This is a genomic window from Streptomyces milbemycinicus (assembly GCF_002154605.1).
GTDB lineage: Bacteria > Actinomycetota > Actinomycetes > Streptomycetales > Streptomycetaceae > Streptomyces > Streptomyces milbemycinicus.
Genome location: NZ_MUNE01000512.1, coordinates 1 through 22,306 on the forward strand (window position 1 = coordinate 1; position 22,306 = coordinate 22,306).

20 protein-coding genes and 1 pseudogene are annotated in these 22,306 nt (G+C 67.2%); 11 read left to right on the forward strand and 10 right to left on the reverse strand.

Annotated elements, in window-relative coordinates:
* Both CCN51_RS35960 and CCN51_RS35965 read right to left on the reverse strand, forming a co-directional pair.
* Nucleotides 1-820 (reverse strand): anti-sigma factor family protein (locus tag CCN51_RS35960; protein WP_143675989.1); only part of this gene is annotated, 820 nt, incomplete at its 3' end.
* Nucleotides 817-1,485 (reverse strand): sigma-70 family RNA polymerase sigma factor, encoded by a 669-nt coding sequence (locus tag CCN51_RS35965; protein WP_014177425.1) that lies wholly within the window; start codon nt 1,483-1,485, stop codon nt 817-819. The genes CCN51_RS35960 and CCN51_RS35965, both read right to left, overlap by 4 nt.
* Before the next feature lie 326 nt (nt 1,486-1,811).
* On the opposite strand from CCN51_RS35965, the gene CCN51_RS35970 reads away from it, so the two are divergent.
* The gene (locus CCN51_RS35970) at nt 1,812-2,171 is read left to right on the forward strand and encodes an STAS domain-containing protein (protein WP_043487075.1); all 360 of its coding nucleotides are present in this window, start codon (nt 1,812-1,814) and stop codon (nt 2,169-2,171) included.
* 83 nt (nt 2,172-2,254) lie between these two features.
* Here CCN51_RS35970 and CCN51_RS35975 read toward each other — a convergent pair whose 3' ends face one another.
* Together CCN51_RS35975 and CCN51_RS35980 are read right to left on the reverse strand one after the other, a co-directional pair.
* Nucleotides 2,255-2,662 (reverse strand): hypothetical protein, encoded by a 408-nt coding sequence (locus CCN51_RS35975; protein ID WP_014177423.1) that lies wholly within the window; start codon nt 2,660-2,662, stop codon nt 2,255-2,257.
* 244 nt (nt 2,663-2,906) lie between these two features.
* The gene (locus CCN51_RS35980) at nt 2,907-3,917 is read right to left on the reverse strand and encodes a peptidoglycan DD-metalloendopeptidase family protein (RefSeq protein ID WP_043490596.1); all 1,011 of its coding nucleotides are present in this window, start codon (nt 3,915-3,917) and stop codon (nt 2,907-2,909) included.
* Between the two features lie 946 nt (nt 3,918-4,863).
* On the opposite strand from CCN51_RS35980, the gene CCN51_RS58240 reads away from it, so the two are divergent.
* Genes CCN51_RS58240 through CCN51_RS36020 form a run of 8 tightly spaced genes read left to right on the forward strand, consistent with a single transcriptional unit; the run spans nt 4,864 to nt 13,489 of the window.
* Nucleotides 4,864-5,232 (forward strand): hypothetical protein, encoded by a 369-nt coding sequence (locus CCN51_RS58240; RefSeq protein ID WP_078610515.1) that lies wholly within the window; start codon nt 4,864-4,866, stop codon nt 5,230-5,232.
* A 19-nt stretch (nt 5,233-5,251) separates the two neighbouring features.
* Nucleotides 5,252-5,593, forward strand: coding sequence for a hypothetical protein (locus CCN51_RS35990; protein ID WP_043487073.1), 342 nt, complete (start codon nt 5,252-5,254; stop codon nt 5,591-5,593).
* Nucleotides 5,594-5,607: 14 nt separating this feature from the next.
* Nucleotides 5,608-6,387 carry a hypothetical protein gene (locus CCN51_RS58245; protein WP_238545398.1) on the forward strand — a complete coding sequence of 260 codons (780 nt, stop codon included), beginning with the start codon at nt 5,608-5,610 and terminating at the stop codon, nt 6,385-6,387.
* Nucleotides 6,380-8,170, forward strand: coding sequence for a hypothetical protein (locus CCN51_RS36000; protein ID WP_055413958.1), 1,791 nt, complete (start codon nt 6,380-6,382; stop codon nt 8,168-8,170). The genes CCN51_RS58245 and CCN51_RS36000 overlap by 8 nt, the downstream gene beginning before the upstream one ends.
* Before the next feature lie 4 nt (nt 8,171-8,174).
* On the forward strand, nt 8,175-9,707 hold the full coding sequence (locus CCN51_RS36005; protein ID WP_014177418.1) for an SCO6880 family protein: 1,533 nt from the start codon (nt 8,175-8,177) through the stop codon (nt 9,705-9,707).
* Nucleotides 9,707-11,260: a type VI secretion protein gene (locus tag CCN51_RS36010; RefSeq protein WP_043487071.1), complete on the forward strand. Its 1,554-nt coding sequence runs from the start codon at nt 9,707-9,709 to the stop codon at nt 11,258-11,260. The genes CCN51_RS36005 and CCN51_RS36010 overlap by 1 nt, the downstream gene beginning before the upstream one ends.
* Complete coding sequence (locus tag CCN51_RS36015; RefSeq protein WP_193383728.1) at nt 11,260-12,990, forward strand: type IV secretory system conjugative DNA transfer family protein; 1,731 nt, start codon at nt 11,260-11,262, stop codon at nt 12,988-12,990. The genes CCN51_RS36010 and CCN51_RS36015 overlap by 1 nt, the downstream gene beginning before the upstream one ends.
* Nucleotides 12,962-13,489, forward strand: a complete 528-nt coding sequence (locus tag CCN51_RS36020; RefSeq protein WP_238545396.1) for a hypothetical protein — start codon at nt 12,962-12,964, stop codon at nt 13,487-13,489. The genes CCN51_RS36015 and CCN51_RS36020 overlap by 29 nt, the downstream gene beginning before the upstream one ends.
* 10 nt (nt 13,490-13,499) lie before the next feature.
* Here the strand turns inward: CCN51_RS36020 and CCN51_RS36025 are convergent, their stop codons facing one another.
* From CCN51_RS36025 to CCN51_RS54560, 3 genes are read right to left on the reverse strand one after another with little or no spacing between them, the layout of a single operon-like run.
* The gene (locus tag CCN51_RS36025; RefSeq protein WP_238545395.1) at nt 13,500-14,702 is read right to left on the reverse strand and encodes an amidase; all 1,203 of its coding nucleotides are present in this window, start codon (nt 14,700-14,702) and stop codon (nt 13,500-13,502) included.
* Nucleotides 14,699-15,721 carry a bifunctional 5,10-methylenetetrahydrofolate dehydrogenase/5,10-methenyltetrahydrofolate cyclohydrolase gene (locus CCN51_RS36030; RefSeq protein WP_078610514.1) on the reverse strand — a complete coding sequence of 341 codons (1,023 nt, stop codon included), beginning with the start codon at nt 15,719-15,721 and terminating at the stop codon, nt 14,699-14,701. The genes CCN51_RS36025 and CCN51_RS36030 overlap by 4 nt, the downstream gene beginning before the upstream one ends.
* A 20-nt stretch (nt 15,722-15,741) precedes the next feature.
* Nucleotides 15,742-16,227 carry a hypothetical protein gene (locus tag CCN51_RS54560; RefSeq protein WP_143675990.1) on the reverse strand — a complete coding sequence of 162 codons (486 nt, stop codon included), beginning with the start codon at nt 16,225-16,227 and terminating at the stop codon, nt 15,742-15,744.
* 568 nt (nt 16,228-16,795) lie between these two features.
* Between CCN51_RS54560 and CCN51_RS54565 the strand changes: the two genes are divergently transcribed.
* Nucleotides 16,796-17,938 carry a hypothetical protein gene (locus CCN51_RS54565; protein ID WP_143675991.1) on the forward strand — a complete coding sequence of 381 codons (1,143 nt, stop codon included), beginning with the start codon at nt 16,796-16,798 and terminating at the stop codon, nt 17,936-17,938.
* 9 nt (nt 17,939-17,947) lie between these two features.
* Here the strand turns inward: CCN51_RS54565 and CCN51_RS36045 are convergent, their stop codons facing one another.
* From CCN51_RS36045 to CCN51_RS36055, 3 genes are all read right to left on the reverse strand, one after another.
* On the reverse strand, nt 17,948-19,162 hold the full coding sequence (locus CCN51_RS36045) for a sensor histidine kinase (RefSeq protein WP_043487070.1): 1,215 nt from the start codon (nt 19,160-19,162) through the stop codon (nt 17,948-17,950).
* Entirely contained in the window at nt 19,159-19,908 is a 750-nt protein-coding gene (locus CCN51_RS36050; RefSeq protein ID WP_014177409.1) for a response regulator, read from the reverse strand. The genes CCN51_RS36045 and CCN51_RS36050 overlap by 4 nt, the downstream gene beginning before the upstream one ends.
* A 285-nt stretch (nt 19,909-20,193) precedes the next feature.
* Nucleotides 20,194-21,648 (reverse strand): helix-turn-helix domain-containing protein, encoded by a 1,455-nt coding sequence (locus tag CCN51_RS36055; RefSeq protein ID WP_014177408.1) that lies wholly within the window; start codon nt 21,646-21,648, stop codon nt 20,194-20,196.
* Between the two features lie 426 nt (nt 21,649-22,074).
* On the opposite strand from CCN51_RS36055, the pseudogene CCN51_RS36060 reads away from it, so the two are divergent.
* Nucleotides 22,075-22,306: pseudogene (locus tag CCN51_RS36060) on the forward strand (M64 family metallopeptidase); the annotation flags it as partial.

A 22,306-nucleotide genomic window follows, 5' to 3' on the forward strand; every position in this document is an offset into this window, starting at 1 on the left:
CCGCCCCCGGCTCCCCGGCGGCTTTCGGCCCCCGCGCTGGCACGCCGCGCCAGTACGCCTCCGTACGGTCCGCCGGGGAGCCCGGCGCGTGGGCGCCGAGCGGATCGGGCAGCCCGAGGGACGCGGCGAGGATGCCGTCGGCCACCAACAGGTGGCCTATCACCCCGGCGACGGTGGTGTCCCGCCCCACCAGCCGCTCCCCGTCGAACCATCTGAGCCGCACCGGCGCCCGCCACTCCGCCTCGCCCATGTCGCGCAGCAGCGCGTCCAGCCGGGCGGCCTCCGCGTCGTACACCCCGGCCCAGTCGGGCACCGGGATACGGGCCGGGCGGCGGCCCAGACAGCCCGCCAGCACGCGGGAGCGCAGCAGCGGGTCGAGGTCCAGGCTCTGCTCGGTGTGCAGCAGACCGACCGCCTCGCGCAGCCGCAGGGCCTCCTCGGCGCACGGGGTGCAGTGGTTGAGGTGCGCCTCCACGGCTGCGGTCTCCTCGGGTGGGCATGCGGTCAGGGCCCAGGCGCCCAGCAGCGACTTCAGCACGGCGTGGGAGAGGAGCGGCGGATCAAAGGGCTCCGGGTCCGGACCGGACGGGGCGTCGGATGCGGGGTCGGATGAGGCGTCGGGGTCGACGTCGGGCGCGGGTTCGGGGTCAGGCGCGGGTTCGGGCGTCGGGCGCCAGTGGGTGGGCCAGCGGCCGCTGTCCTCGGCGGCCGGCCGCGGCGGGGGTATGCGCGGTGCGTCGGCGGGCTCGGGCGTGAGCGGCGGCTCGTCGCCCCGCCCCGGGCCGTCGGTGCCGCCGGCGCCGTCACTGGGGCTGTTCACAGCGCCCGTCCGTAACCGGGAGGCGGAACGGCGTCCGGGGGTGGGACGTTGGCCGTCGACAGCAGCTGCAGGCCCAACCGGAGGCGGCGTCGCGCCTCGTCCTCCGTCACACCGAGCTCGGCCGCGGCCTGGCGGTAGTCGCGGCGGTCGAAGTAGGCCAGTTCGAGGGCGGCGCGCAGCGGGGCGGGCATGGACGTGACGATGTAGTCGGCGCGGGCGGCCACGGAGGCTTCGCGGATCCTCTCCTCGATGTCCTCCTGGGTGCGCCCCGCCCCGTCTCTCGCGGGGTCAGCTCCGGCCCGGCCGGCTCCGGCCCGGCCGCCCCCGGCCCGGTCGTCCCGGGTCGGTTGGGCGGCGGTCGGTTGGGCGGCGGCGCGCGCCTCGGCCTCGCGGAGGCGGTGCACCGCCTGACGGTGGGCGAGCGTGGCGATCCAGGAGCGCAGCGTGCCCTGCTTGGGGTCGTACGCGTCCGGGTTCTCCCAGGCGTAGCCGAACACTTCGCGGGTGACGCGGTCGGCGGCCTCCTCGTCCCCGAGCACGCGGTGGGCCAGATTGTGGACGAGGGAGGCGAAACGGTCGTACAACTCGCCCAGCGCGGCGGCCTCGCCGCGTGCCAGCCGCTGCTGCATCCTGCGATCCCAGCGGGGCGGTGCGTCGTTCGCCATACGGCCCCCATTCCTCGTGTTCGAGTCGTCCGGGCGTCGGCTCCAGATTTTCGGGGCCGATGCCACCGTCATATCGAATGTAGTGCGGGGGGTGACACAACACGCCCCCATGCGGCAAAGTGCGGCACGGTGGGGCTGCGGATGGTATTGGGCCCGTCACTTTGCGCACGAATCCCGCGACGAAACGCTTCGGCACGGCATAAGGTCGTCATCTCTGGCTTCTGTCGGGGGGTGTTTGGTGGGGCATCGGGCGGGCAGCCGCTGGGGAACAGGCAATTCCGGTTAGCGGGCGAGCGAAGGGCTTCGGGCGCGTGACGTTGAAGGTGATGGAGGGCCGGCGGGGGGAGTGGGTCGTCCTCCAGGTCTCAGGAGAGATGGACCTGGTGACCTCCCCCGCGGTCCGGCAGCACGTCCACGACGCGGTGGCCGAAGGCCGCCACTGGCTGGTGCTCGACCTCCAGGAGGTCCGCTTCTGCGACTCCAGCGGGGTCGGCGTCCTCATCGCGACGCGGCGGCTGATGCGGTCCTGCTCCGGCCGGCTGCGGCTGATCCTGCCTCCACAGGGCGAGGTCCACGGCTCCCATGTCCACCGGGTCCTCGCGGCCTTGGGCGTACGGCGGCTGTTCGACGTCTACCCCGACCTGACCGCCGCGACCGAAACGGCCGTGGACCCGCTGAGCGCTTAACCTGTGCCCACCCGATGTCCCCCGGGCCCGCGGGCAGTTCGCGGGCCGGGGTGCGAGGGGGCAAGAATACGGGCCGCAGGTTGTCACAACTGGGCCGTGATCTTCTCCAGGCGTCTCAGAGCCCGACGGGTGACCTTGCTGTCCTCCCCTAGGACAGTCGCGAGCATGGCCAGCAGTTCTCGGCCGATAACGGCGCCTTCCTGAGGGTCGTCAATCTTCAGCCAGGCGTGGACGGCCCGCTGGGCGGAGCCCTGGGTGAGCTGGTGGGTTGGGCCCCAGACCTCGGTCTGGAGCCCAACGGTATGCAAGTGCCAGCGGGTCGCTACGCCGGGCTGACCCAGGAGAAGCGCGAGCCATCCTCGTAGCTCTCGAATGTTGATGGTGTGGGGGTGCGCCTCGCCATAACGGGCAGTGATCTCCTGGTCCAGCCTCTCCGACTCGAGGCCGGCCTGAGTCAGTTGTTCCTTGTCGGCGGGGCTGTTGAGCGCCATGGTGACTGCTGCGATGCGCGAACGAAATTCTGGTGGCTGAGGCGGTTCGACCTGGTACGCAGTAGATGCCGACTGGTCAGCCGCGGGCTGCGATGACTCCGTTGCACGGGGAGCGTCTGTGGTGGCAGTGGCCCAGAAGTCCGGGCTCACGGTGCCCCAGGGGGCGAACGCGAGATCGTCGTGCACGCTTGCCTCTCGTTCGATACCGGACACTGTCCTCTTCGATCGACCCGAACTCGCCGAGTCAGACGGTCACGCCATGTTGGCGCAGGTAGCGGAGTGGATCGATGTCGGTTCCGTAGGCAGGGCTGTTGCGGATCTCCATGTGGAGATGCGGGCCACTGACGTTTCCGGTGGCCCCTGACAGGCCGATCTTCTGCCCAGCCTTGATCTTTTGACCGGCCGACACCGTCAGCGAGGACAGATGGGCGTACTGACTGTACATACCGTCACTGTGCCTGATGATCACTTGGTTGCCGTACGGGCCGCCAGGGCCGGCGGACACGACGGTGCCTGGACCGGCGGTCTTGATGGTCGTGCCTACAGGGACCGGGAAGTCGATGCCTGTGTGGTAGCCGCTGGACCACATACCGCCGCGCTGATGGTACGGGGTGCCGAGAGGAGCTTTCACCGGAAGCGCCCATCCGGAGGCCGAATCGGACTCGGCGGCGGAGTCGTCCGGGGCGGTCAACTTCGGCACGTTCGCCATGATGATGCGGACATAGTTGTATGTCTCGCCCTTGGCCCAGTGCTTGGGCGGCACGCCCTCGAACTGAACGACACGAAACCAGCCCGCGTTGTAGCCGGCGAGCGCGAGCTCGCTGGGACTGCCACGGTAATTCGGGTGCTTCTTGGCTGATTTCATCAGTTTGCACATCATCCGGCCCTGGGAGGGAATGGCGTCCTCGGGATCCCAGACCGATGCCTTGCCGTCCCCATTTGCATCGAAGCCTTCCGCGGCCCACGTGTCGGGTATGAATTGGGCGATGCCCTGAGCACCTGCCGGAGAGCCCGCCCGCGGGTTGAAGCCGGACTCCTGCATGAGTTGAGCAGCCAGGAGCGCAGGGGAGAGACCGGCGTCACAGTCATTCGCGGCCTTCTCTATGAGGCTTGCGTATTGGGGAGGGACGGCGCCCTCACCAATCCGTAACCCGCCTGATGTCAGTTCCGAACGATCGCCACCGCCGCCCTCATCATCCGCCGACATGACCAAGAAGATGATGATGAGGAGTCCCAGCGCGACTGGGCTCATCACGAAGATGGCGGCACCGACCTTGAGCCCCCGCCCGATACGCAATCAGGTTCCTTCCCCCTCAACCCGTCTCACTGACCCCATGATCGCCTTCGAGCGTCTCGTCCGACAAACGTTGACGCTGGTTCCCAGGCCGATGGGCAGCACAGGCTGCGTATTCTCGCATCCGGGCGCTCGCCTGCGGAGCGAGCCGGTGTATCGAGTGTGCGACGCGTTGCGCAAACGGCAGTTGGGGCGAAGTGCCATAAAGGTGGATGCAGCGACTCCCCAACTCACCGTGCAGTCAACAAAATCCACACAGCCGACGTTGTGTCTCCACGAGCAAGGGGAGGCGGAAGCTTAGAATCTCGTTCGAAGCGCACGCGGGGGCTGAGCCAGTGCGTGTAGGCGGCCATCGTCGGGGGGAGCGTTGGGCAAGAAGGCGCAGCCTGTCGTTGGGTTGCCTGGGCACGCGCGCCTGGTTGTCCCGGTGCTCGGTCCTGGGGGTGGCTGTGGCCGCTCAGCAATTGCCGGCCTGGTGGCGTGTGCGCTGTCTCCTATGGGGGAGGCTGTCGTTCTCGACACCAGCCCGCGTCTGACCTCACCATGGCCGTCCTGGACAGATGAACCGGGTGAGGGACTGGTCTCAGTGCCCGCGGACCGAGTGTTCACCCGAAGTCAGGTACTCACAGCAGCCTCCCGTTGCGATGGACCCGGGGGACGTAACTGGCAGGTTCTCACCGATCATCAGCAATGGAGTAGCGCACCTCTGAGACTGCCTCAGGAGCCTGCCGCGTGGTATCAACTTGCCGCAGGCGGCGGCTGGCAGTGTGTGGTGGCTGACACGTCACATCCGGTGGCACACGACATCGTCGCAGCACGATGCGAAGGGAGGGACGGCATCACCTCGGCTTGGTGTGGGCTGCCATTCTCTGTCCCGGTCTTCTGTGCGGCAGCCACAGGGGCGGGAGTGCAGGCACTTCAGACGATGGTGATGGCGGCCTCCGCCGAAGGCCTCCCATTGCAACGGTCTGTCATTGCTCTCGCGGCGATCAGTGAAGGTCGGCCACCGGCCTCGGTGAGGGCCGCGACGACGATGCTGCAGGACCGGGTGTCCGCAGTGGTGAACGTGCCGTTCGATTCGCATATCCGCACACACGGGCTGGCCGAGCCAACCCGGTTGAAGCAACGCACCCTGGAGGCCGCTGCGGAGCTTGCCCGCGCTGTCATGGCCTCCCTGCACAAGACGTGGGGTGAACCTCTGCCAGCTGCACCGGTCCCTGCCCCGGTTGCGCCCAGCGGCGAATCCATCCTCGTTCAACAGTCCGATCTTACTTAGTCAAGGGGTAAACCGCACCGTGAGTCAGCTGATGCATGCCATCAACAGCCTTGGTGAATTCATCGCCGCCAAGGACCCCAAGGACTCCGAAGACCCCATCGTTCCGGATTACGAGCCATCCGTTCCTGGGACCCTCCAGACCCCTACGGGTCAGGTCCTGGGCTGGGCGGCCGGGATCGGCTTGAGCATGGCGGTACTGGGTGGCCTTGTCGGCTGGGCCTGCGTGGCCATCGGACAGAACACCGAACGGGCTGGGCTTGCGGCGCGCGGTAAGCAGGGAATTCTCTGGAGTGTCATTTCAGGCATGGGTATCGGGGTGACCAGCGGTCTGGTTCTCGCCTTCTACAACATGACGCAGTGAAAGGTGCCACACCAGTGCACTACAACAGCAAAAAGGCGCGTGCGGCTCGTTTGCGGTTGCTCGGTATCGGCGTGCTGGTAGGTGCGGTGGTTGTCGGGGGTGGGGTTCTGGCGGTGACAAGCCTCGGCAGCGACGACTCCAAGGCGGACTCTCGCGCCAAGTCGAGCCCGACGCATGCGGAGAAGACCGCCAAGCCTCGGCCCAGCCCCTCCGGTGGCGCTGAAGACAACACCCCTGAGACAGGGCCCAAGCTTCCGCTGCTGAAACCACGCACAAGTAAGAACGGCATCGGCGTGGGCTTTGAACACTCGAGCTGGGGAGCCGAGTCCGCGGCCATCAACTACAGGCAGGATATGGACATCATCGACGATGTCCTCCTGCGGAAGCAGTTGGCCACCATCACCTCCCCGGACTCTCAGGACTCCATTGACGAGCGTGTCTCCGAAGTCCGCACCATCCGTGAGGAGGCCGGCCTGCCCCCGTCGGGCGGCGCGCCGGACCGTATCACCTTCTCCACTGTGGTCAAGGCATCGCGTGGCAGGAGCCTGGACGATGACGGTGAGGTCGTCGAGGTCTGGATGGTCCACGACCGTTACGGTACGGAGCAGGGCAAGGGTGGTGACAGTAATCCGCTCAAGAACCAACTGGACTGTCTCATCGTCAAGTGGCAGGACGGCGACTGGAAGCTGACGGATGAGCCGAAGTACGTCAAGCTGAAGTCGAGTCCGAGCGCTTATTTCCCCGACAGTAAGTTCGCCTTCAAGGACGGCTGGCGGGAGGTCGGGAGTGAATAGGGCTGCGGCCCGAATCGGTGCGCTGCTGGGAATCCTTCTGGCCCTCCTTGTCGTGGTTTCCTCAACGGCTTTGGCCAATGCAAAGCCCCCGGATGACCCGGTTCCTGCAGAGCTCAAGGACAAGCAGTGGGGAATCGATAAGAAGACGGGGGAGTACTGCGACACGACCGACCCGGATCCGAAGAAGCGTCGGACATGCAGAAATGCAAAGGACTGCGAGATCAAAGGGCAAGTCTGTGACGGAAAAGGGGGTGATATCAAGGATGAGCTGAAGGCCATCAGGAACATGAGGGACGAGGCCCCTGACTTTTTCAGGAAGAAGGGTGGGTGGGATTGGGCGGAAAAATGTGTGCGAGATGGCGACGGAACTGCCGCTGAATGCTACAGCAAGGCAATGGACAAGTTCGGCTTCAAGTTTAAGTTCAAGAAGCGGAGTGTTGTTGATTTTGTCGTCGATAAGGTATCGGACGCTGCCGCAGATGCTCTTGAAGAGGCCGCGGCCAAGCTGGGGCAATCCGTCGTATGGCTGCTCCAGGAATTTGCGATCGAGTTCAACGACGACTCGACCATCTCCCTGAACAAGACCGGCCTTGGTCTCATCCTCGGAGTTACGACCGCGATGTCTGCCTTGGTCGCAACGTTCCTGCTGCTGGTGCAGTTCGCCAAGCTGGCCGTGAGCCAGCGTGGCGGACCGTTGGTGACAGCTATCACAGGACTGGCCAAGTGGGGGGTGATCCTGGGCGTCTATCTCTTCGCCACGCAGGTGGCACTCAACTGGTCGGACGCCTTTTCCACCGCCTTGGTCAACGAGACTTTCGCGGGTGGCGGTGAAGGCGAGGAGGATGCCACCAAGATCATGCAGCAGCGGCTCGGGGAAATGTTCTCCGGACTCATCGGCGGTGGCGGCAGCGCGTTGATCGCCAAGAGCGGCGTGGGAACGGTCAGCGCTGTGGGCTTCGTCATCGTGATCAGCATTCTGTGCATACTGGCCGTGGGCGCGTTGTGGGTTGAGATACTCATCCGACAGGCGGGGATCATAATCCTCGTATCGGTCATGCCGATCGCCCTGGCAGGCCAGGTCGCTGATTCGACCCGGGAGTGGTGGCCCAAGGCCCGTGATGCGCTGATCGCGCTGATTCTCATGAAGCCCGCGATCGTCATCTGCTTCTCTATCGGTTTCGGCGTCATAAATCAGGGCGAGGGCGTCCGTAACGTTCTGGTCGGCTTGCTCATCTTCATCATCGCTGGGCTGTCATGGCCCACGCTGGCGAGGTTCATCACCTTCACCGGTAGTGGGGGAGGAAGCGGTACGGGCTCCGGGATGCTCAGTTCTGTCGGATCGAGCGTGTCCTCGATGTTCGGAGGTAATCAGTCCGCTCTCGGCGGCCCGGGAATGGCCGGAGGTGGGTCTGCGTACACCAAGGCGCTGGAGTCCGACAACGACAGAAGTGCAGGGGGCAGCGGATCCGGCCGCGGCTTCTGGTCAAAGGCCACGACGGGCAAGGGGGCCGGATCGACGGGCTCCAAGCTGAACGCCAGTGTGGGGACCGGGCTGCAGTTGGCGGCTGTTGGAAAGGACACCCTGGAGAGCGCGACGGCGAACGTCGCGGCCTACGCCGGGCTCGGCCAGGGCTCCCCAGGCGGACGTCATGGCGTCACGCTTTCGCCGTCAGGTGAGGGCGACGCAGCACCGGCGGCGCCGGAAGCGTCTCCTCCCAGGCCGACGCCTTCCAGCCCCCCGGACAGCCCGCCACCCGCCCCGGCGCCCCGGAAGGAGAGCTGACCCCATGTCGACGCTCTCATCGGCCCCGGCAACCCACAGCGGGTGGCAAGCGGAACGCTCTGGCTTCATGGGCAATCTCAGTGGTCTGGGATTCGTCCTTGTAGCCACTTCCTCCCTCATCGCCGTCATCCCCATCTACATCCGTTCCTGGACCGCCGCATTCATCGCCTTGCCGGTGTCGGCTCTCCTCCTACTCCTGGCTTTCGGACGGGTCCTGGGGCTCACCGCGAACGAATGGATCGTCCTCGCAGTAAGGCATCAAATTTCCGTGGCCACACGAAAGAACCTGTTCTTCTCCGGCGTGTTCGCTCCCCGTACGAAGGACGGGCGGCAGCCAATGGATCTGCCCGGCACTTTGGCGCGTCTGCATCTGTTGGAGGCGCCAGACGGGCTCGGCGGCAAGATCGGGGTCATGCACAACCCGATCGCCGGGACCTATACCGCGATCTGCCGAGTCACCTTCCCCGGCCTGGCTCTGATCGACACCGACCGGCAGGACTCCCGTGTCGCGGCGTGGGAGGCATTCCTGAGAGCCCAGTGTAAGGAGGACGGCGCCATCACTCGTATCTCAGTGCACCAGCGCAGCCTCCCCGATGACGGGACAGCGCTTCGGGCCTGGACCGAGCGGCACATCTCCCCCGACGCGCCGGCGGCTGCCGTGGAGGCGCTGGACGATCTCATGATGAGTGCGGGACCCGCCGCCACTACGCGCGAGACATATCTGTCGATCACCCTGTCCGCCTCCCGCGCTCGCCTGGCGATCAAGGGAGCCGGCGGTGGGCAGGTCGGGGCAGCCGCGGTCCTGGTGCGCGAGATCCATGCGATGCAGCCCGCGATCAGCAGCGCGAGTCTGCAGATCGCGGAGTGGCTGACGCCGCGTGGGGTCGCCCAGGTCATCCGAACCGCTTACGATCCGGAGGCTCAGCCTGCCCTGGCCGGGCGCACCGCGTCCGCGGCCGATCCGGAATGGCAAGGCTCCGAGCCTGGAGTCGACCCGGACTTGGCAGGACCCGCGGCAGCGGAGACGAGCTGGGGCGTCTACCGGCACGACGGGGCCTGGACGGTCAGCTATCAGGTGCGGGGCCTGCCCAAGAGCGAGGTGTACGCCACGTTTCTCCAGCCGTTGCTCCGGCCGAGGCAGAACGCCCGCCGGTCGTTGAGCCTGATGTTTGAACCGATCGGCCCCTCAAAGGCCCGTACGGAATTGGCTCGCGACAAGGCCAAACGGGACGCGGCGCGTCAGCTACGGGCCAAGACCGGCCGGGCCGAGTCGGAGGACGAGCGCCGCGAGGCCATCGTCGCCCGCGAGCAGGACGCGGCGCGTGCCGCGGGCCACGGCGTGCTGCGTACCACCTGCCTGCTCGCCGTCACCGTCACGGCCCTGGACGAGCTGGAGACCGCATGCGCCGAGCTCCAGGCGGACGCCTCACAGGCCGGGCTCGAACTCCGGCGGTGCTGGGGCGCACAGGACGACGCCTTCACCATCGCGGCACTGCCCTTGGGACAAGGCCTGCCCGATCGTAGGGTGGGCATCTGATGGGGCTGTTGTTCAACCGCCGATCGGGCACCGACAACACGCTGAAATCCGAGTCTCTGTCGGATCTGCTCGACCCTGGGGACGAGAGGCCGGCATCCCGCGATACCCAGCTCAGCGGTCGTGATCTGCGGCGGTCCCGACTCCTCGAGGATCCCGAAGCCGCGATGCGTGTTGCTCCACGTAAGGGGTGGAACCAGCCATTCGCCGGGCGTGCGGCCTCACCGGCGAAGGCCGAGGTGTTTCGCGGCTCTTCCGAGCAGATCAGCGGCCTCTATCCCTTTCTCCACGCCGCCAGCATGCCGCCGATCGGGGTGTACATCGGCTGGGACGTCATGACCATGCAAGCCTTCTCGGCCCACCCGGCCGCCTGGGTTCGCGAGGGTCTGACAACCAACCCGAACGTGATGGTCACCGGCATCCCCGGCAGCGGTAAGAGCGCGCACATCAAGGCCCTGTGCTTCCGCATGATGGCCCTGGGAGCCAGGACCCTCATCGCCGGCGATGTTAAAGGCGAGTACCAGGGGCTGTGCAACCACCTGGGGACCGAGCCTGTTCGGCTCGGTCCCGGCCTGCCAGGCCGGCTGAACCCCCTGGACGCCGGCCCGTTGGGCCACGACCTGGACAGGATCAGCAGCGGGGCGGAGCTCCAGGCCAGGCTCAAAGAGATCCATCGCCGCCGTTTGACCTTGCTCAAGGCGTTGTTGGAACTCCAGCTACGGCGCACGCTTCAACCCCAGGAGGAGGAGTGCCTCGATATCGCGCTGCGGGAGGTCACCGGTGAGCTGTACGGGCAGAGTCGGCTGCGCGTGCCAACCCTCCCCCTCGTCTACGAGAAGTTGAAGGACCCCACCGAGACCATGGCCCGTGAACTGCGGGTGCGCGGGGATGACGTGCAACTGGCACGAGAGCAGATGACGTCGCTTCGATCGGCACTCGGCGGAATGATCACAGGACACCTCGGCGGTCTGTTCGACGAGCAGACCTCGATCGGTCTGGACTGGGACGCGCCAATTCAATCCGTCGACATTTCCGCCCTGGAGCACTACGGGGACGAGACGGTGGCCATGGTCTTGACCTGTGTCTCTTCCTGGGCCCAGAGCGCGATCGACCGGCCGGGCGAGCGACCGTGGATCGTCGTACGGGACGAGCTGTGGCGGCAGATGCGCTCGGGAGGCGCTGCCATGGTGCGGAAGATTGATGCTGATCTCCGGCTGTCCCGGGCGACCGGAACAATTCAACTGCTGGCCACGCACCGCCTGAGCGACTTTGAAGCGGTCGGCGCAGCGGGGTCGGAGGCTGTCGCCCTCGCCAAGGACTTGATCGCCTCCTGTGAAACCCGCATCCAGCTCGCGCAGGACACCAAGCCCCTCAACCTGACGCGTGAGGCGATCGGTTTGACGGACGCAGAGTGCCAGTTGATCGGCTCATGGGGAGCCGGCGAACGAGGCAGAGCGCTGTGGAAGGTCGGTCGGGGCGCCTCCCACGCGGTGCAGTTGATTCTCTCCCACACCGAGAAGCGATTGTTCGAAACGGATGAGCGGATGGTGGTGTGATGGCTCAGCCGACGAAATCAGGCGGCAGCGGCGCCCTGGACGACAGCACCTTCCTTGCCGCGTGTGCGGCCGGCTTGGCTGTGGCGGTCGGCGCAGCCGCACTGCTGGCGGGACCTCTCGCAGCCCTCCTGGCCGGCCGAGGCTGGGCGCATAGCAGCGACAGCATTCCCGTCACCGTGCTCACCTCCCTGGTGCGCGGCCCGGCGGAGACATTCAGCCCTGCTCCGCCGGCGTGGGTGTTCTATTCGCTGTTCACGCTGCTGGTTGTCACCTTCCTCGCTCTGGCATTCAAGGCGGTTACGCTCGTCAACCGTCAAGGGCGCACGGGTGGGGCTCAGTGGGGTGGAGCGAAGACCGAGAGGAAACTGGCTGTCCCTCAGGACCCTCGTATGCGGCCGAACCGTATCACCGCAGGGCGGGGAGTCAGTACCAAGAAAATCGTGGCCGCGCAGCCGAATATCTCCGCCACTGTGTTCGGAGTGCCCGGCTCGTCCAAGACCACCGGCTTGGTTCTGCCGAACGCGCTTGAGTGGCAAGGCCCCTTGGTGCTTACCACCACCAAGGCCGCTGATTTCGACGTCATCTACGCCCGCCGTCGCGAGCTCGGCCCAGTGTGGGTGATCGCCCCTGCGGGTATCCCTGGGCGGGCGACCCATCGCTGGTCGCCAGTGGACTACTGCTCCGACGCCAAGGCCGCCGATCGCATGGCCGCGTGGATGGCCGAGGCGTCCGCATCCAGCGACGACAAGCGTGCCGCCGCATGGATCGACCAGGCCCGTAACGTCCTGAAGGGCGTGCTTCTCGCGGCCAAACTCAGCGATGGCGGCATCAACGACATGCGCCGCTGGCTGTCCTTGGGTAAGGACGCGGTCGACCACGTCCGCGCGGTTCTCCTCGCGCATGGTTACAACGAAGTTGCCGACGACTACGCGTCTCCTTGGCTGCGCTTGCACGAGGACGGTATCGGCTCCATCCAGTTCACTCTCAATGTGTTGGCTCGGGTCTATGCCGACGAGGAAGTACGGGCTACCAGCGCCGCGACGGACTTCAGCGTGGAGGAGCTTCTCGACAACAACGGCACCGTTTGTCTGATTGCCTCCGAGGCAGACGCTGAGCGCTTCGCACCGCTGATCACCTCGATCATCGCATCGATCATCCATGGTGCGGAAACTCGTTACAACGCCACTGGGAAGCCACTGGATCCGTCGCTCGGAGTGATGGTCGACGAGGCCGGAAACATGTTGCGCTATCCACGACTGCCGAACATCCTCACTACAGGTCGTGGGATGGGAATCGATGTCCTGACCGTCTGGCATGACCTGTCCCAGCTACGGGACCGGCTTGGCGCGCAGAAGGCCAACACCGTGCTGTCCGCCTCAGGATTGCGCATGCTGCTACCGGGATGCGGAGACCTGGAGACTCTCCGATACTTCTCCGGCCTCTACGGTCGGACCGAGACCATGCGCACCTCCCACGGTCGCTCTCGCGGCGAGTACTCCACGACGTCATCACCCACCGAGACAGACCTTGCGCCGGTCCACTCGCTACAGCAACTCCCGGATTTCACCGCTATTGCCCAGTACTCCAACCTGCCGCCGATCAAGGTGAAAATGCGACTCACCTTCCGTGACAAGGACCTCAAGAAGCTGCTTTCTGCACGGACTCAGAGTCCGTCCGCAGCCGGCCCCTTGGAGACCGATAATGCCCGAATTTCCCGGAAATCCGCTTAACGACTCAGCGGCACTGTGGGTGGCAGAGCCGGAAGCGCCCGGGGGCGATGTACTGCCCTACGGCTGGGTGTGGGCTGCGATGCCCCCTGCCGAGCGGCGCATGAAGATGCGGGAGCTCGCCGACTGGGTCAGCTGGCTGACCGCCACGTTCGAGCTGCACAATCGAATGCCTCCATGCTGGTACCGACACACGGCAGTCGTTGAACATCTCACGGCCTTGTACGCCGCGTGGGTGCGCAGTTACTGCACACCCACGGGGCACCGGGAGCTGGCGGAGGTCGAGTGGATCTCGATGCTGCACGCCTTTGCCCCCCATCTGCAGGTGGCGAGCTGCGCAACCGGCACTCACCAAGAGCCTCCGCCGCGCTCTGCGGTTCGCCCCGATGCGCAGGAGGCTTTCGAGACATACCTCATGAGCGCCGCATTCGGCACGGCTGAAGCCGTTCACCCTGCTGCCGACGAAGTCCTGCGGCGGAACAACAGCGAGCCCCAGTACTGAAACAGTGCTTCTAAGAAGGCGGCTGGGCAGCGCCAACGGCCTCAGCGACGACAGCGACGGCCAGTAGATCCACTTCTCTGCCACGCCGAGCGACCAGGTGGAGTCCGACCGGTTCCCCCGACGCTGTAAAGCCTGCGGGAATGCTGATGGCCGGGTGTCCACTGATGTTGAAGGCCCAGGTCAGGGCCACACTCATCACTTCTCCCGGTCCTTCGTGGCCATGCGGCGCGCAGGGTGTGGTCGGGGTGGCTATGAGGTCAACCTGGGTGAAGATGCGATCGAGCTCGCAGTTGTTGGACTCCCTCGTCCGAACGGCGAGAGGCGTGTCCGTGGCGGCGGAGCTGCGCAGGCTTTGCCAACACTCCGCCGGATCGGCCAGTTGCACTGAGGCTTCGTGGATCTGGACGGCCTGGGCATCGGCCAGGGCGTTGAGGAAGGCATACGCCGTCTCGGCGACGCGAGCCTTCGTATCGGCGAAGCCCAGGGTGGCCGACCAGGCAGTTCGCAAAGCCCGGAGCGGAGGTGCGAGACTGCCTAGCGTCGTCGTGCCCGCGAGCGCGTCCAGGTAGGCGGCAGCGTCTCTTACGTGGCGGGCCAGGGGGCCGCCCACGTTCAGGCCGGCCCGGTCACGGGCAGGTACGAGGCCGTTGGTGGGCTTGAATCCGATGATCCCGCACCAGGCCGCGGGAATGCGCACGGATCCGGCTCCGTCGCTCCCCGTGGCGAGGGGAACCATCTTCGAGGCGACCGCGACAGCCGAGCCAGCCGAGGACCCACCCGGCGTCCACGATGAGTTGAAGGGGTTGAGGGTCGGTCCGCGGTCCGTATGACCCCAGGTCTGCCAGCGGGTCCCGCGACCGGGAGTGGCTGTCGCGCCCACGGGGACGCAGCCCGCTTCGATGAGGCGGATCGATTGTGCGGATGTCGGTCCCTCTGTGCCTTTGACCGCCAGCGGCACCCCGGCGAGTGGGAGCCTCGCTCCGGCCCGTATCTGCCGGTCCACCGACTCCGCCCGTTCGGCGGCCAGTGATGGCCACAGCGCAGTGAACGCCCGCAACTCCTCATCGTCGCGGTCGATCCGCGACAGGGCCGCAGACGCCGTCTCACGCGCTGACAAGCGGCCCGCGTTGACTTCGGTGGCGATCTCGTATGCGGTCAGTTCACCGTATTCGCCGACGCTGAGTCCGGTGAGCGGCACATCGGGGAGGTTCAAACAGATCTCCCGCTCTGGCCCTGCCGTGGTGCGGGTTGCGGCAGACGCAGCCCCTGGGCGGGGGGAGCGGCTGGTGCGACACGCTGGCCGACACCCTGGGCCGGCACCGATGTACTGACCGCGGCGACCTGCGACTGAGTCAGGTAGGGGACCGGGGGTGAGGCCCACGACTTCAGACCGGGGTCAACGTCCTGGCGGACGACGCGCTCCATGAGGACCGCCATCTCCACCGGGCCTACTCCACCGGGCACGGGCGTGATGCATTGCGGCACTGTCGTAGCAGATGGATGGATGTCCCCCGCTACCGTGCCGTCGGGGCGCGGCATGAACCCCGAGTCGACTACGACCCGATGGTGGGGATGGATGTGTTCCCGGGTGAGCAGGTGTGGCTGCCCCGTGGCACTGACCACGATGTCGGCCTCGCGTAAGGCCCGCAGATCGTCTCCTGCGTCCAGTTCCTGTACCTGATGCCCTTGTGCGGCGAGTAGCCGTACCACTCCGCCACCGACGAAGCCCCGGGCGCCGACCACTGCGATGGTGGGGTTGTCGGAGGCAAACGGTGCAACCAGGCGGGTGATGCCGTCGGCTGTGGCACAGGCCGGCTGCAAAGAGCGGTCCTCCAGCAGTCCGTCGATGTCCTTGGCCGGGGTGAGGTGCTGTACCAGCGGAGCGAGGTGGGGAGGGGGCGGGAACTGCACGATCACGGCCGAGGTGAGCGGATCTTCATTCAGCCTGTGCAGCCGGTCCGAGAATTGGGCATCGGACACAGTGGGGGCAAGTACCTGATGGTCGACTTCATACCCGAGGTGAGAGAAGGCTTTGACCTTCTGCTCGGCCGAAACTCTCGAAGCTTCCATGCGGAGCTTCCACGATGGTGAGTCATCGTCCGAAGCAGAGAACCGGATGATGGTCGCACGTCTTCCAGTTGATTCGACCGATTGTCTGTAATGAGAGAGACTTTCACGTACCGAACCGAGTAGAGCTGTGCCGGACAGGCGCCGCGTCGCTGGCAGGGACATCCTGGTCGATAGCCCTTTCGTCAGATGCGGGCGGATTGGAGTTCGGTAAGCACTTCTGGCGCCGGGTGCAGTTGCAGGGGCGCAACATGGTCACGCACCTCATCTGGAGTAAGAAGGTGGTGGCCGCTCAAGTCGTCGTGGAATCGCCCTTCGCGGAAAACCATCTCCACCCGAGTAAAGGTCTCCGGAGCTCCGAAAGCGTCGGGCGAGGAGAACTCGCCATGGTGAGCGAACCACACCATGTCTTCGGCGGAGAGTGGGGCGTAGAGGCGCATCTTCTCCATGAACGCCTCGGCTACCCGCGCCATATCTCCGGTGATGCCGCGACTGTCTCGATTGCTGGAGATTTCGGACAGTACCGCCACCGCTGGAACGGGAGCGGGGCGAAGGATCAACCGTGCCAGGCAGTGGGCTTCATCTCTGAACGTGTGTGGCCATCGCAGCAGCATTGCTACTCGCCGAGAATCGACAGCGTCGAGAACCAGCGTCTGTGTCTCTTTGGTCATCACGTGCTTCCTCGTGCGCGGGTGAAAAAAATCGTCTTCGGCCGTGTCCCGCGCTCTCCCCCGGCGCGGCTTCATCCCGTGGAGATACTCACGGCGAACCGGGATCTGTCCCCTGAGTCTTGGTTGGCGCGCTGCCCATGCTACCCGCGCGCACCCTCGAACAAGCCCTGGGCGTATGGCGCGACGGTCGGCGAACGGGCAGCCCGGACCGAGTCGGCTGTTTGCGTCTACCGTGCCGTGGTCTGATACGAGGCTTGTCGGTCACCTCGGCCGGTATGCCTTGCTGTGAGGGAGGGGGAGCCTGCGCGTGCGATTCATGAAGCAGGCGGTGTGCTTAGCGCTGGTGACGGGGCTACTCGCTGGGTGTGGTGGAGGTTCGGGCGACAGCGGTGAGCGGGAGCGACCGCCATCTCCTAAAGACGCGCACCCTGAGAAATCCCTCGCCAAGCTGTCTGTCCCCCCGGCTTATGACAGAACCAAGGGATGGGAAGAGACCCTCAACTGGGTCCCGAATCCCACGAAGTCAATACCTGTGACCGTAGCGGGGCGGGCGAACGACGTCGCGTATATGACCGTCGCGTCGAACGGCTACACCGTCCATGTGCGTGACGCAGAAACGGGGTCGGTCCGCTGGTCTGGCAAGCCATGGAACCCTCCCTTTCCCATGGACGACGCGGAGGGGAACCCGGACACCGGGACTCCGGCCGAGATTCCAGACCTGACCGTTGTCAGCCAAGATGGACGAGAATTCATCGTCGCCTGGGGACACGGAATGAAGGGGAAGGACGACCTTCATAACGGCAAAGAGGTCGTTCAACTTGCCATTTATCCCGTTCAGGGCTCCGGTCGCGCGGTCGTACCCTTGCGCGAAGTTTCCGTACCGGTGGATGACGGGAACGGTAGCCTGGCCGTTCGGGACGGCGGTGCGGGTCTTCTCATCACTTGGGGAGAGGGAATCACCCTCCATAACTATGCCGCCTCCGTGGATGTGACCACAGGAAAAGTTACACAGCATGGCGACGCCGACGAACTGATGGCGCAATGCGACGAAGCGGCGTGCTATGGGAGTGAGGTTGAGGCGACGTCCACGCATGGTCCGGTCGTCGACATGGCCGCCGGGGGATTTGGAGTGCCCAACCGCTGGTTCGGTCTCGATGTCGCCCCGCAAGGTGTCTCGACTCGACGGAGCCTGATGGGAGGCTGGAACGGGCGGGTGGAGGCTGCGGTCGGCGGGCATCTGGTCGCCCGCTGGGCCGCTGAGAGCGGAGAGGCGATCTGGGCGGTTCACGACGCTGAAACCGGGAAGGTCGAGGCGACCACGACGTGCTCCGTCGGCAGTCTGCGACCGGATGAGGATCAACCTGGCTACCCTGCGGTCGCTTCCCGGGATGGCCGCTACCTGGCGGCCGGCCCTCTGGCCTTCGACTTGCGGCAAAGGAGCGGCTTGTGCCTGGCTGGAGACGGGGATCGCAAAGAGGTGCTCCTTGCGTCGGTACGAGATGATGGAACCGCGTACGGTGTCGTCTCCGAAGGTGAAGAGGTCACCGACGATTCAACACAGACCAGGGTTCAGGTGTCACTGGCCACGGGGCGGCCGATGACGCTGGGCATTGATACTGAGGTCCCTATGGTTCCGCTCAAGGAATCCGCCCTCTTCTTGACACGGGACGAGAGCGATTTCGTACGCATCTCCGTCCTTCAGAACCGCTGACTCCACCAGTCATCCAGGTGCGGCACCAGTACCAGGACTGCGCGGCGCGGGCCGGACTCCGGGCAGGCGGGCGCGTACGACGAAGCCGCCGTCGGGCAAGGGGTGCGCCTCCAGTGTGCCGCCGAGCAGCTGGGCGCGTTCGCGCAGGCCGATCAGGCCGTGACCGCCGCCCGGCAGGCCGGGTGCGGTGGCCGTCGCGTCGGGCGCCCCGTTGCGCACCTCGACCCGCAGCTCCCGTACGCCCTTACCGTCGCCTTCCGCGCCACCGACCTCGTCGACCTCACCGACCTCGCCGACCTCGCTGACCCGGACCCGTACCCGCGCGCCCGGCGCGTGCTTGCGCACATTGGTCAGCGCCTCCTGCACGATGCGGAACACCGCCCGCTCGACCGCCTCCGACTGCCCCAGGCCCTCCAACACCCCCTCCCCGTAGTCCGCTTCGTAGTCCACGTCCAGCGCGCTCAGCTCGATCAGCCGCGGCAGATCGGCCAGGCACGGCTGCGGGGTGAGCTCTTCCAGGTCGCCGCCCGCCGCGCGCAGCACGCCCACCATGTGGCGCAGCTCGTCCAGGGTGCGCACCGACAGCTCACGGATCGTCCGGGCGCTCTCCCGCGCCTGGGCGTCCGCCGCGCTGATCTGCACCGCCCCGGCCTGCAGGCTGATGAGGCTGACCTGGTGCGCGACGACATCGTGCATCTCCCGGGCGAGGCGGGCCCGTTCGGTGCTCAGCACCTGCTGGGCCAGCAGCTCGTCGGCGTGGCGGCGGCTGTGCGTCAGGTCCTCGATGCGGGCGGCCAGTTCGCCGCGGGTACGCACCAGCAGGCCCAGCGCGATGGGGGCGACGGAGGTCACGGACGCGTCGATCAGGGTCAGGGTGTTCTCCCGGTACGCGGTCGGCTCGAAGTCCGAGACCGGCCACGGTACGAAGTGCGCGATGGCCAGCAGCAGCGCCGAGAACGCGAGCAGCCGGCGGTCGGGGCGGCGCGCGGCCACGGTGTACATCGCGATCATGGGCGCGAACCAGACGTAGCCGATGAGGATCCCCGGCAGCGTGGTCAGGAACACGGTCACCGGCAGCCGTCGGCGCAGCAGCAGCGCGGTGGCGGCGACCAGCGACACATTCAGCTCCAGGCCCAGCGTTACGCCGTTGACCAGCAGCGCGTCGGCCACCGCGAGGGCCATGGGGACGACCAGCGACGCCCAGCGCAGCACGCGGGGGGTCATCGTGGGCCCCCGGGCGCCCCTGCGGTCCCTGGTGCCCCTGCCGCTCCTGTTCTCCCTGGGCCCCTTGGCTCCCCTGGTCCTCCTGGTCCCCCGGCCCACGGAGCGCCCGCCAGCAGCCCCGCCCGGTCGGCCACGATCGCCGCCTGCACCCGGTTGACCCCGCCCAACTTGGCCAGCAGGGCCCGCACATGGTCCTTCACAGTGCTCGGCGCCAGCCCCATCCGCTCCGCGATCTGCGGATTGGCCAGCCCCTCCCCGAGCAGCGCCAGCACCTCCCGCTCGCGCGGCGTCAGCGCCTCGACCGCCGCCGAGGCCGTGGCCTCCGCCTCGGCGGCCAGATAGCCGCCGATCACGGCCCGGGTGACGCCCGGGTCCAGCACGCTGCCGCCCTGCGCCAGCGTCCGTACGGCCCCGACCAGCTGTTCCGGATCGGTGTCCTTGAGCAGAAACCCCGCGGCCCCCGCGCGCAGCGCGGCCGTGACGTACTCCTGCGCGTCGAAGGTGGTCAGCATGGCGACGGCCGGGGCGCGGTCCGCCTCCAACAGCCGTCTCAGCACGGTCAGCCCGTCCACGCCGGGCATCCGGATGTCCAGGAGGACCACATCGGCCGCGCTGCTGTGCACCGCCGCCACCGCGTCGGCGCCGGAGCACTCCGCGACGACCTCGATGTCCGGGGCCGTGCCCAGAATCAGCCGCAGCCCGGACCGTACGAGCGCTTCGTCGTCCACCACAGCCACACGGATCACCGGCCGCTCCCTCCCCTTGGCTGTCATGCTCATTGCCCGGACAGCCTGCCGCATGCGCGGTACGAAGTGGAGTGGCTACCTCCGTCCATCGGGGGGAGCACCCCCGCCGGTCGGCGGGGGTGACGCGAGACCAGGGGCGGATTCCCCACCCGTCCACCGCGGGGCACAGTGGTCCCACGCCGCGTCACCCCGCGGCCCGAGGCCGCCGCGGCCCCCACACGCGGCGGCCTTTTTCTTTACCTCACCCCGGCGGTTTTCCTTACCTCACCCCGGCGGTTCCGCACCTCACACCGGCGGTTCCGCCGGGGCCGGGCCCAGTGTGGTGGTGCCGGGGGCCGCGCGGTGGCCCAGGCCCATGCGGTACGCGTCCATTGCCGCCTCGGCGCGGCCGGCGCGCCGCAGCAGATCGCCCAGCAGCCGGCACAGGTCGGCCAGATCGCCCGCCGCGCCCGTCCGTTCCAGCAGGGACAGGGCCGCGCGGTAGTGCTCCTCCGCCGTCGCCGCGTCGCCGCGCTCCTCCGCGATCAGGCCGAGCAGCCGGTGTGCCCCGCCCGCGTGCACCGCGCCGGTCTCGGCGGTGAGCCCGGAAGCCGCACCGCCGTCTCCCGCCGCACCGCCGTCTCCCGCCACCCCGTCCGCTGCGGCTTCAGGTTCACCGTCCCCCGTGGACCGCTTGAGCAGCGGCAGCAGCAGCGCCTCCGCCTCCGCCGTCCGCCCGCGCCGCCGCAGTACGTCCGCCAGCTCCACCTCCACCTGCACCACGTACAGCGTGGCCCGCTTGGACGCCAGCATGTCGCGTGCGATGGACAGTTCGCGCTCCGCCCGCTCCAGGTTGCCGTCCTGGGCGTGGACGTAGCCGCGCATCCAGTGGCAGTGGGCCAGGTCGGTGTGGATGCGCAGCTGCTCGTACAGCTCCTGCGCCTTGGCCAGCGAGGCGTCCGCCTCGGCGGTGCGGCCCTCGGCGATGAGGGTGCGGGCCACGCCCCGGTGCAGCCGGGCGATCAGCCCCGGGTCGTCGACGCTGGGGGCCAGCGCGAGCGCCAACTCGGCCGAGCGCGCGGCGCGGGCGTGCGCCCCCATGTCCATGTACGGGGCGATCGATGCGGTGTAGAGCAGCAGCAGGGCGTTGGGGTCGTGCAGGCCCGAGGCGTTGAGCTCGTCGATGGCGCTCTCCAGGAGATAGCAGGAGTAGCGCAGCTCGCCCGAGAGGAAGTGGGCCACGGCACGCCCCCGGATCGCCGGGACGCGCCGCGGCAGCGGCTCGTCGGCCAGCAGCTGTTCCGCGGCCTCGTAGTGGGCGCGGGCCGCGGCGAGTTCGCCGGTCTCCTGTGCGCAGTCGCCGAGCCCCACCAGGGCGGTGGCCCGCTCGTCGCGGAAGCCGAGCCGTTCCGCCTGGGCCATCAGCTCCTCGAACAGCGCGGCAGCGTCCTTCGCATCGCCGGTGGCCAGCGTCTTGCGGGCGTCGGTGAGCCCGGCGCGCAGCCGGACCGCGTCGTGTGGGTCGCGGCCCGTGGTCAGCTCCTCGTAGCTGACGCCGAGGCGTGCGGCGAGGTGGCGCAGCGCGGCTTCGGAGGGGCGTACTTTCCCGGACTCCAGCGTGGAGACATACGCGGCGGTGTAGGCGGGCTCGGCCAGCTGCCGCTGGGTGAGCCCCCGTTCCGTACGCAGCCGGAGCACCCGGCGTCCGATCTCTGCGGCTCCGTCCGCCGTTCGTACGTCTCCGGCGCTTCTCTCGCCCACTCTGCCCTCTTCTCCTCGGCGGCAACTTAATCGCCGAGCTAAGTCCATTTACGCGAGGATTGAAACATGTCGAGGTGGTGGATCAAGGGCCGGTCGAGCAGCAGGCGGCGACCGTCCGTCGGCCAGGATCCTCAAGCCCGCCGTCCACCACTGCCCCCTCCTTCCCCCCTTCGACGTGTTGCTCGACGATACGGCTCCCGGCGCCGGACTGATCGCGATCGCACCCCGAAAACACATGGTGAGACGTCATCTGAGACACTGTCGGCCGGGGCCGGAGGGACGCCGGTGACTACTGACAACTGCTGACGATTACTAGCGACTTCCCTAATTCCCATTGCCGAAGCGCGGCCCGAGCCCCTAGGTTGAGCGGCGACTTAATCGTGCTTAACTGGCGGCTTACGAAGTTGAGTTCGGGGGGTATCGACCGTGCGCAGACGTCTACCCAGACGTTTCTCCATACGCACCGCAGCCGTCGCCGGCGGTTTTGTTCTGGCGGCCGCACTGGCCGCAACGGCCTCGGCCACCACGGATCCGCCGCCGCCCCCCAGCAGCGCCGCGGCGGCCCCGGTCGCCGAGCGCACCCATGAGGTGGAGTACTTCACCCACCCCGGCAGCCACCCCCGCCACACCGAGGTCCCGGCCGCCACCCCTGACCGCA

What these genes read in the sequence shown, in the direction of transcription:
- CCN51_RS36015 (WP_193383728.1), top strand. Translation starts at nt 11,260, where the DNA reads ATGGCTCAGCCGACGAAATCAGGCGGCAGCGGCGCCCTGGACGACAGC.
- CCN51_RS35970 (WP_043487075.1), top strand. Translation starts at nt 1,812, where the DNA reads ATGGAGGGCCGGCGGGGGGAGTGGGTCGTCCTCCAGGTCTCAGGAGAG.
- CCN51_RS36005 (WP_014177418.1), top strand. Translation starts at nt 8,175, where the DNA reads ATGTCGACGCTCTCATCGGCCCCGGCAACCCACAGCGGGTGGCAAGCG.
- CCN51_RS35975 (WP_014177423.1), bottom strand. Translation starts at nt 2,662, where the DNA reads ATGGCGCTCAACAGCCCCGCCGACAAGGAACAACTGACTCAGGCCGGC.
- CCN51_RS54560 (WP_143675990.1), bottom strand. Translation starts at nt 16,227, where the DNA reads ATGACCAAAGAGACACAGACGCTGGTTCTCGACGCTGTCGATTCTCGG.
- CCN51_RS35965 (WP_014177425.1), bottom strand. Translation starts at nt 1,485, where the DNA reads ATGGCGAACGACGCACCGCCCCGCTGGGATCGCAGGATGCAGCAGCGG.
- CCN51_RS36020 (WP_238545396.1), top strand. Translation starts at nt 12,962, where the DNA reads ATGCCCGAATTTCCCGGAAATCCGCTTAACGACTCAGCGGCACTGTGG.
- CCN51_RS54565 (WP_143675991.1), top strand. Translation starts at nt 16,796, where the DNA reads ATGACCGTCGCGTCGAACGGCTACACCGTCCATGTGCGTGACGCAGAA.
- CCN51_RS36030 (WP_078610514.1), bottom strand. Translation starts at nt 15,721, where the DNA reads ATGTCCCTGCCAGCGACGCGGCGCCTGTCCGGCACAGCTCTACTCGGT.
- CCN51_RS36045 (WP_043487070.1), bottom strand. Translation starts at nt 19,162, where the DNA reads ATGACCCCCCGCGTGCTGCGCTGGGCGTCGCTGGTCGTCCCCATGGCC.
- CCN51_RS36010 (WP_043487071.1), top strand. Translation starts at nt 9,707, where the DNA reads ATGGGGCTGTTGTTCAACCGCCGATCGGGCACCGACAACACGCTGAAA.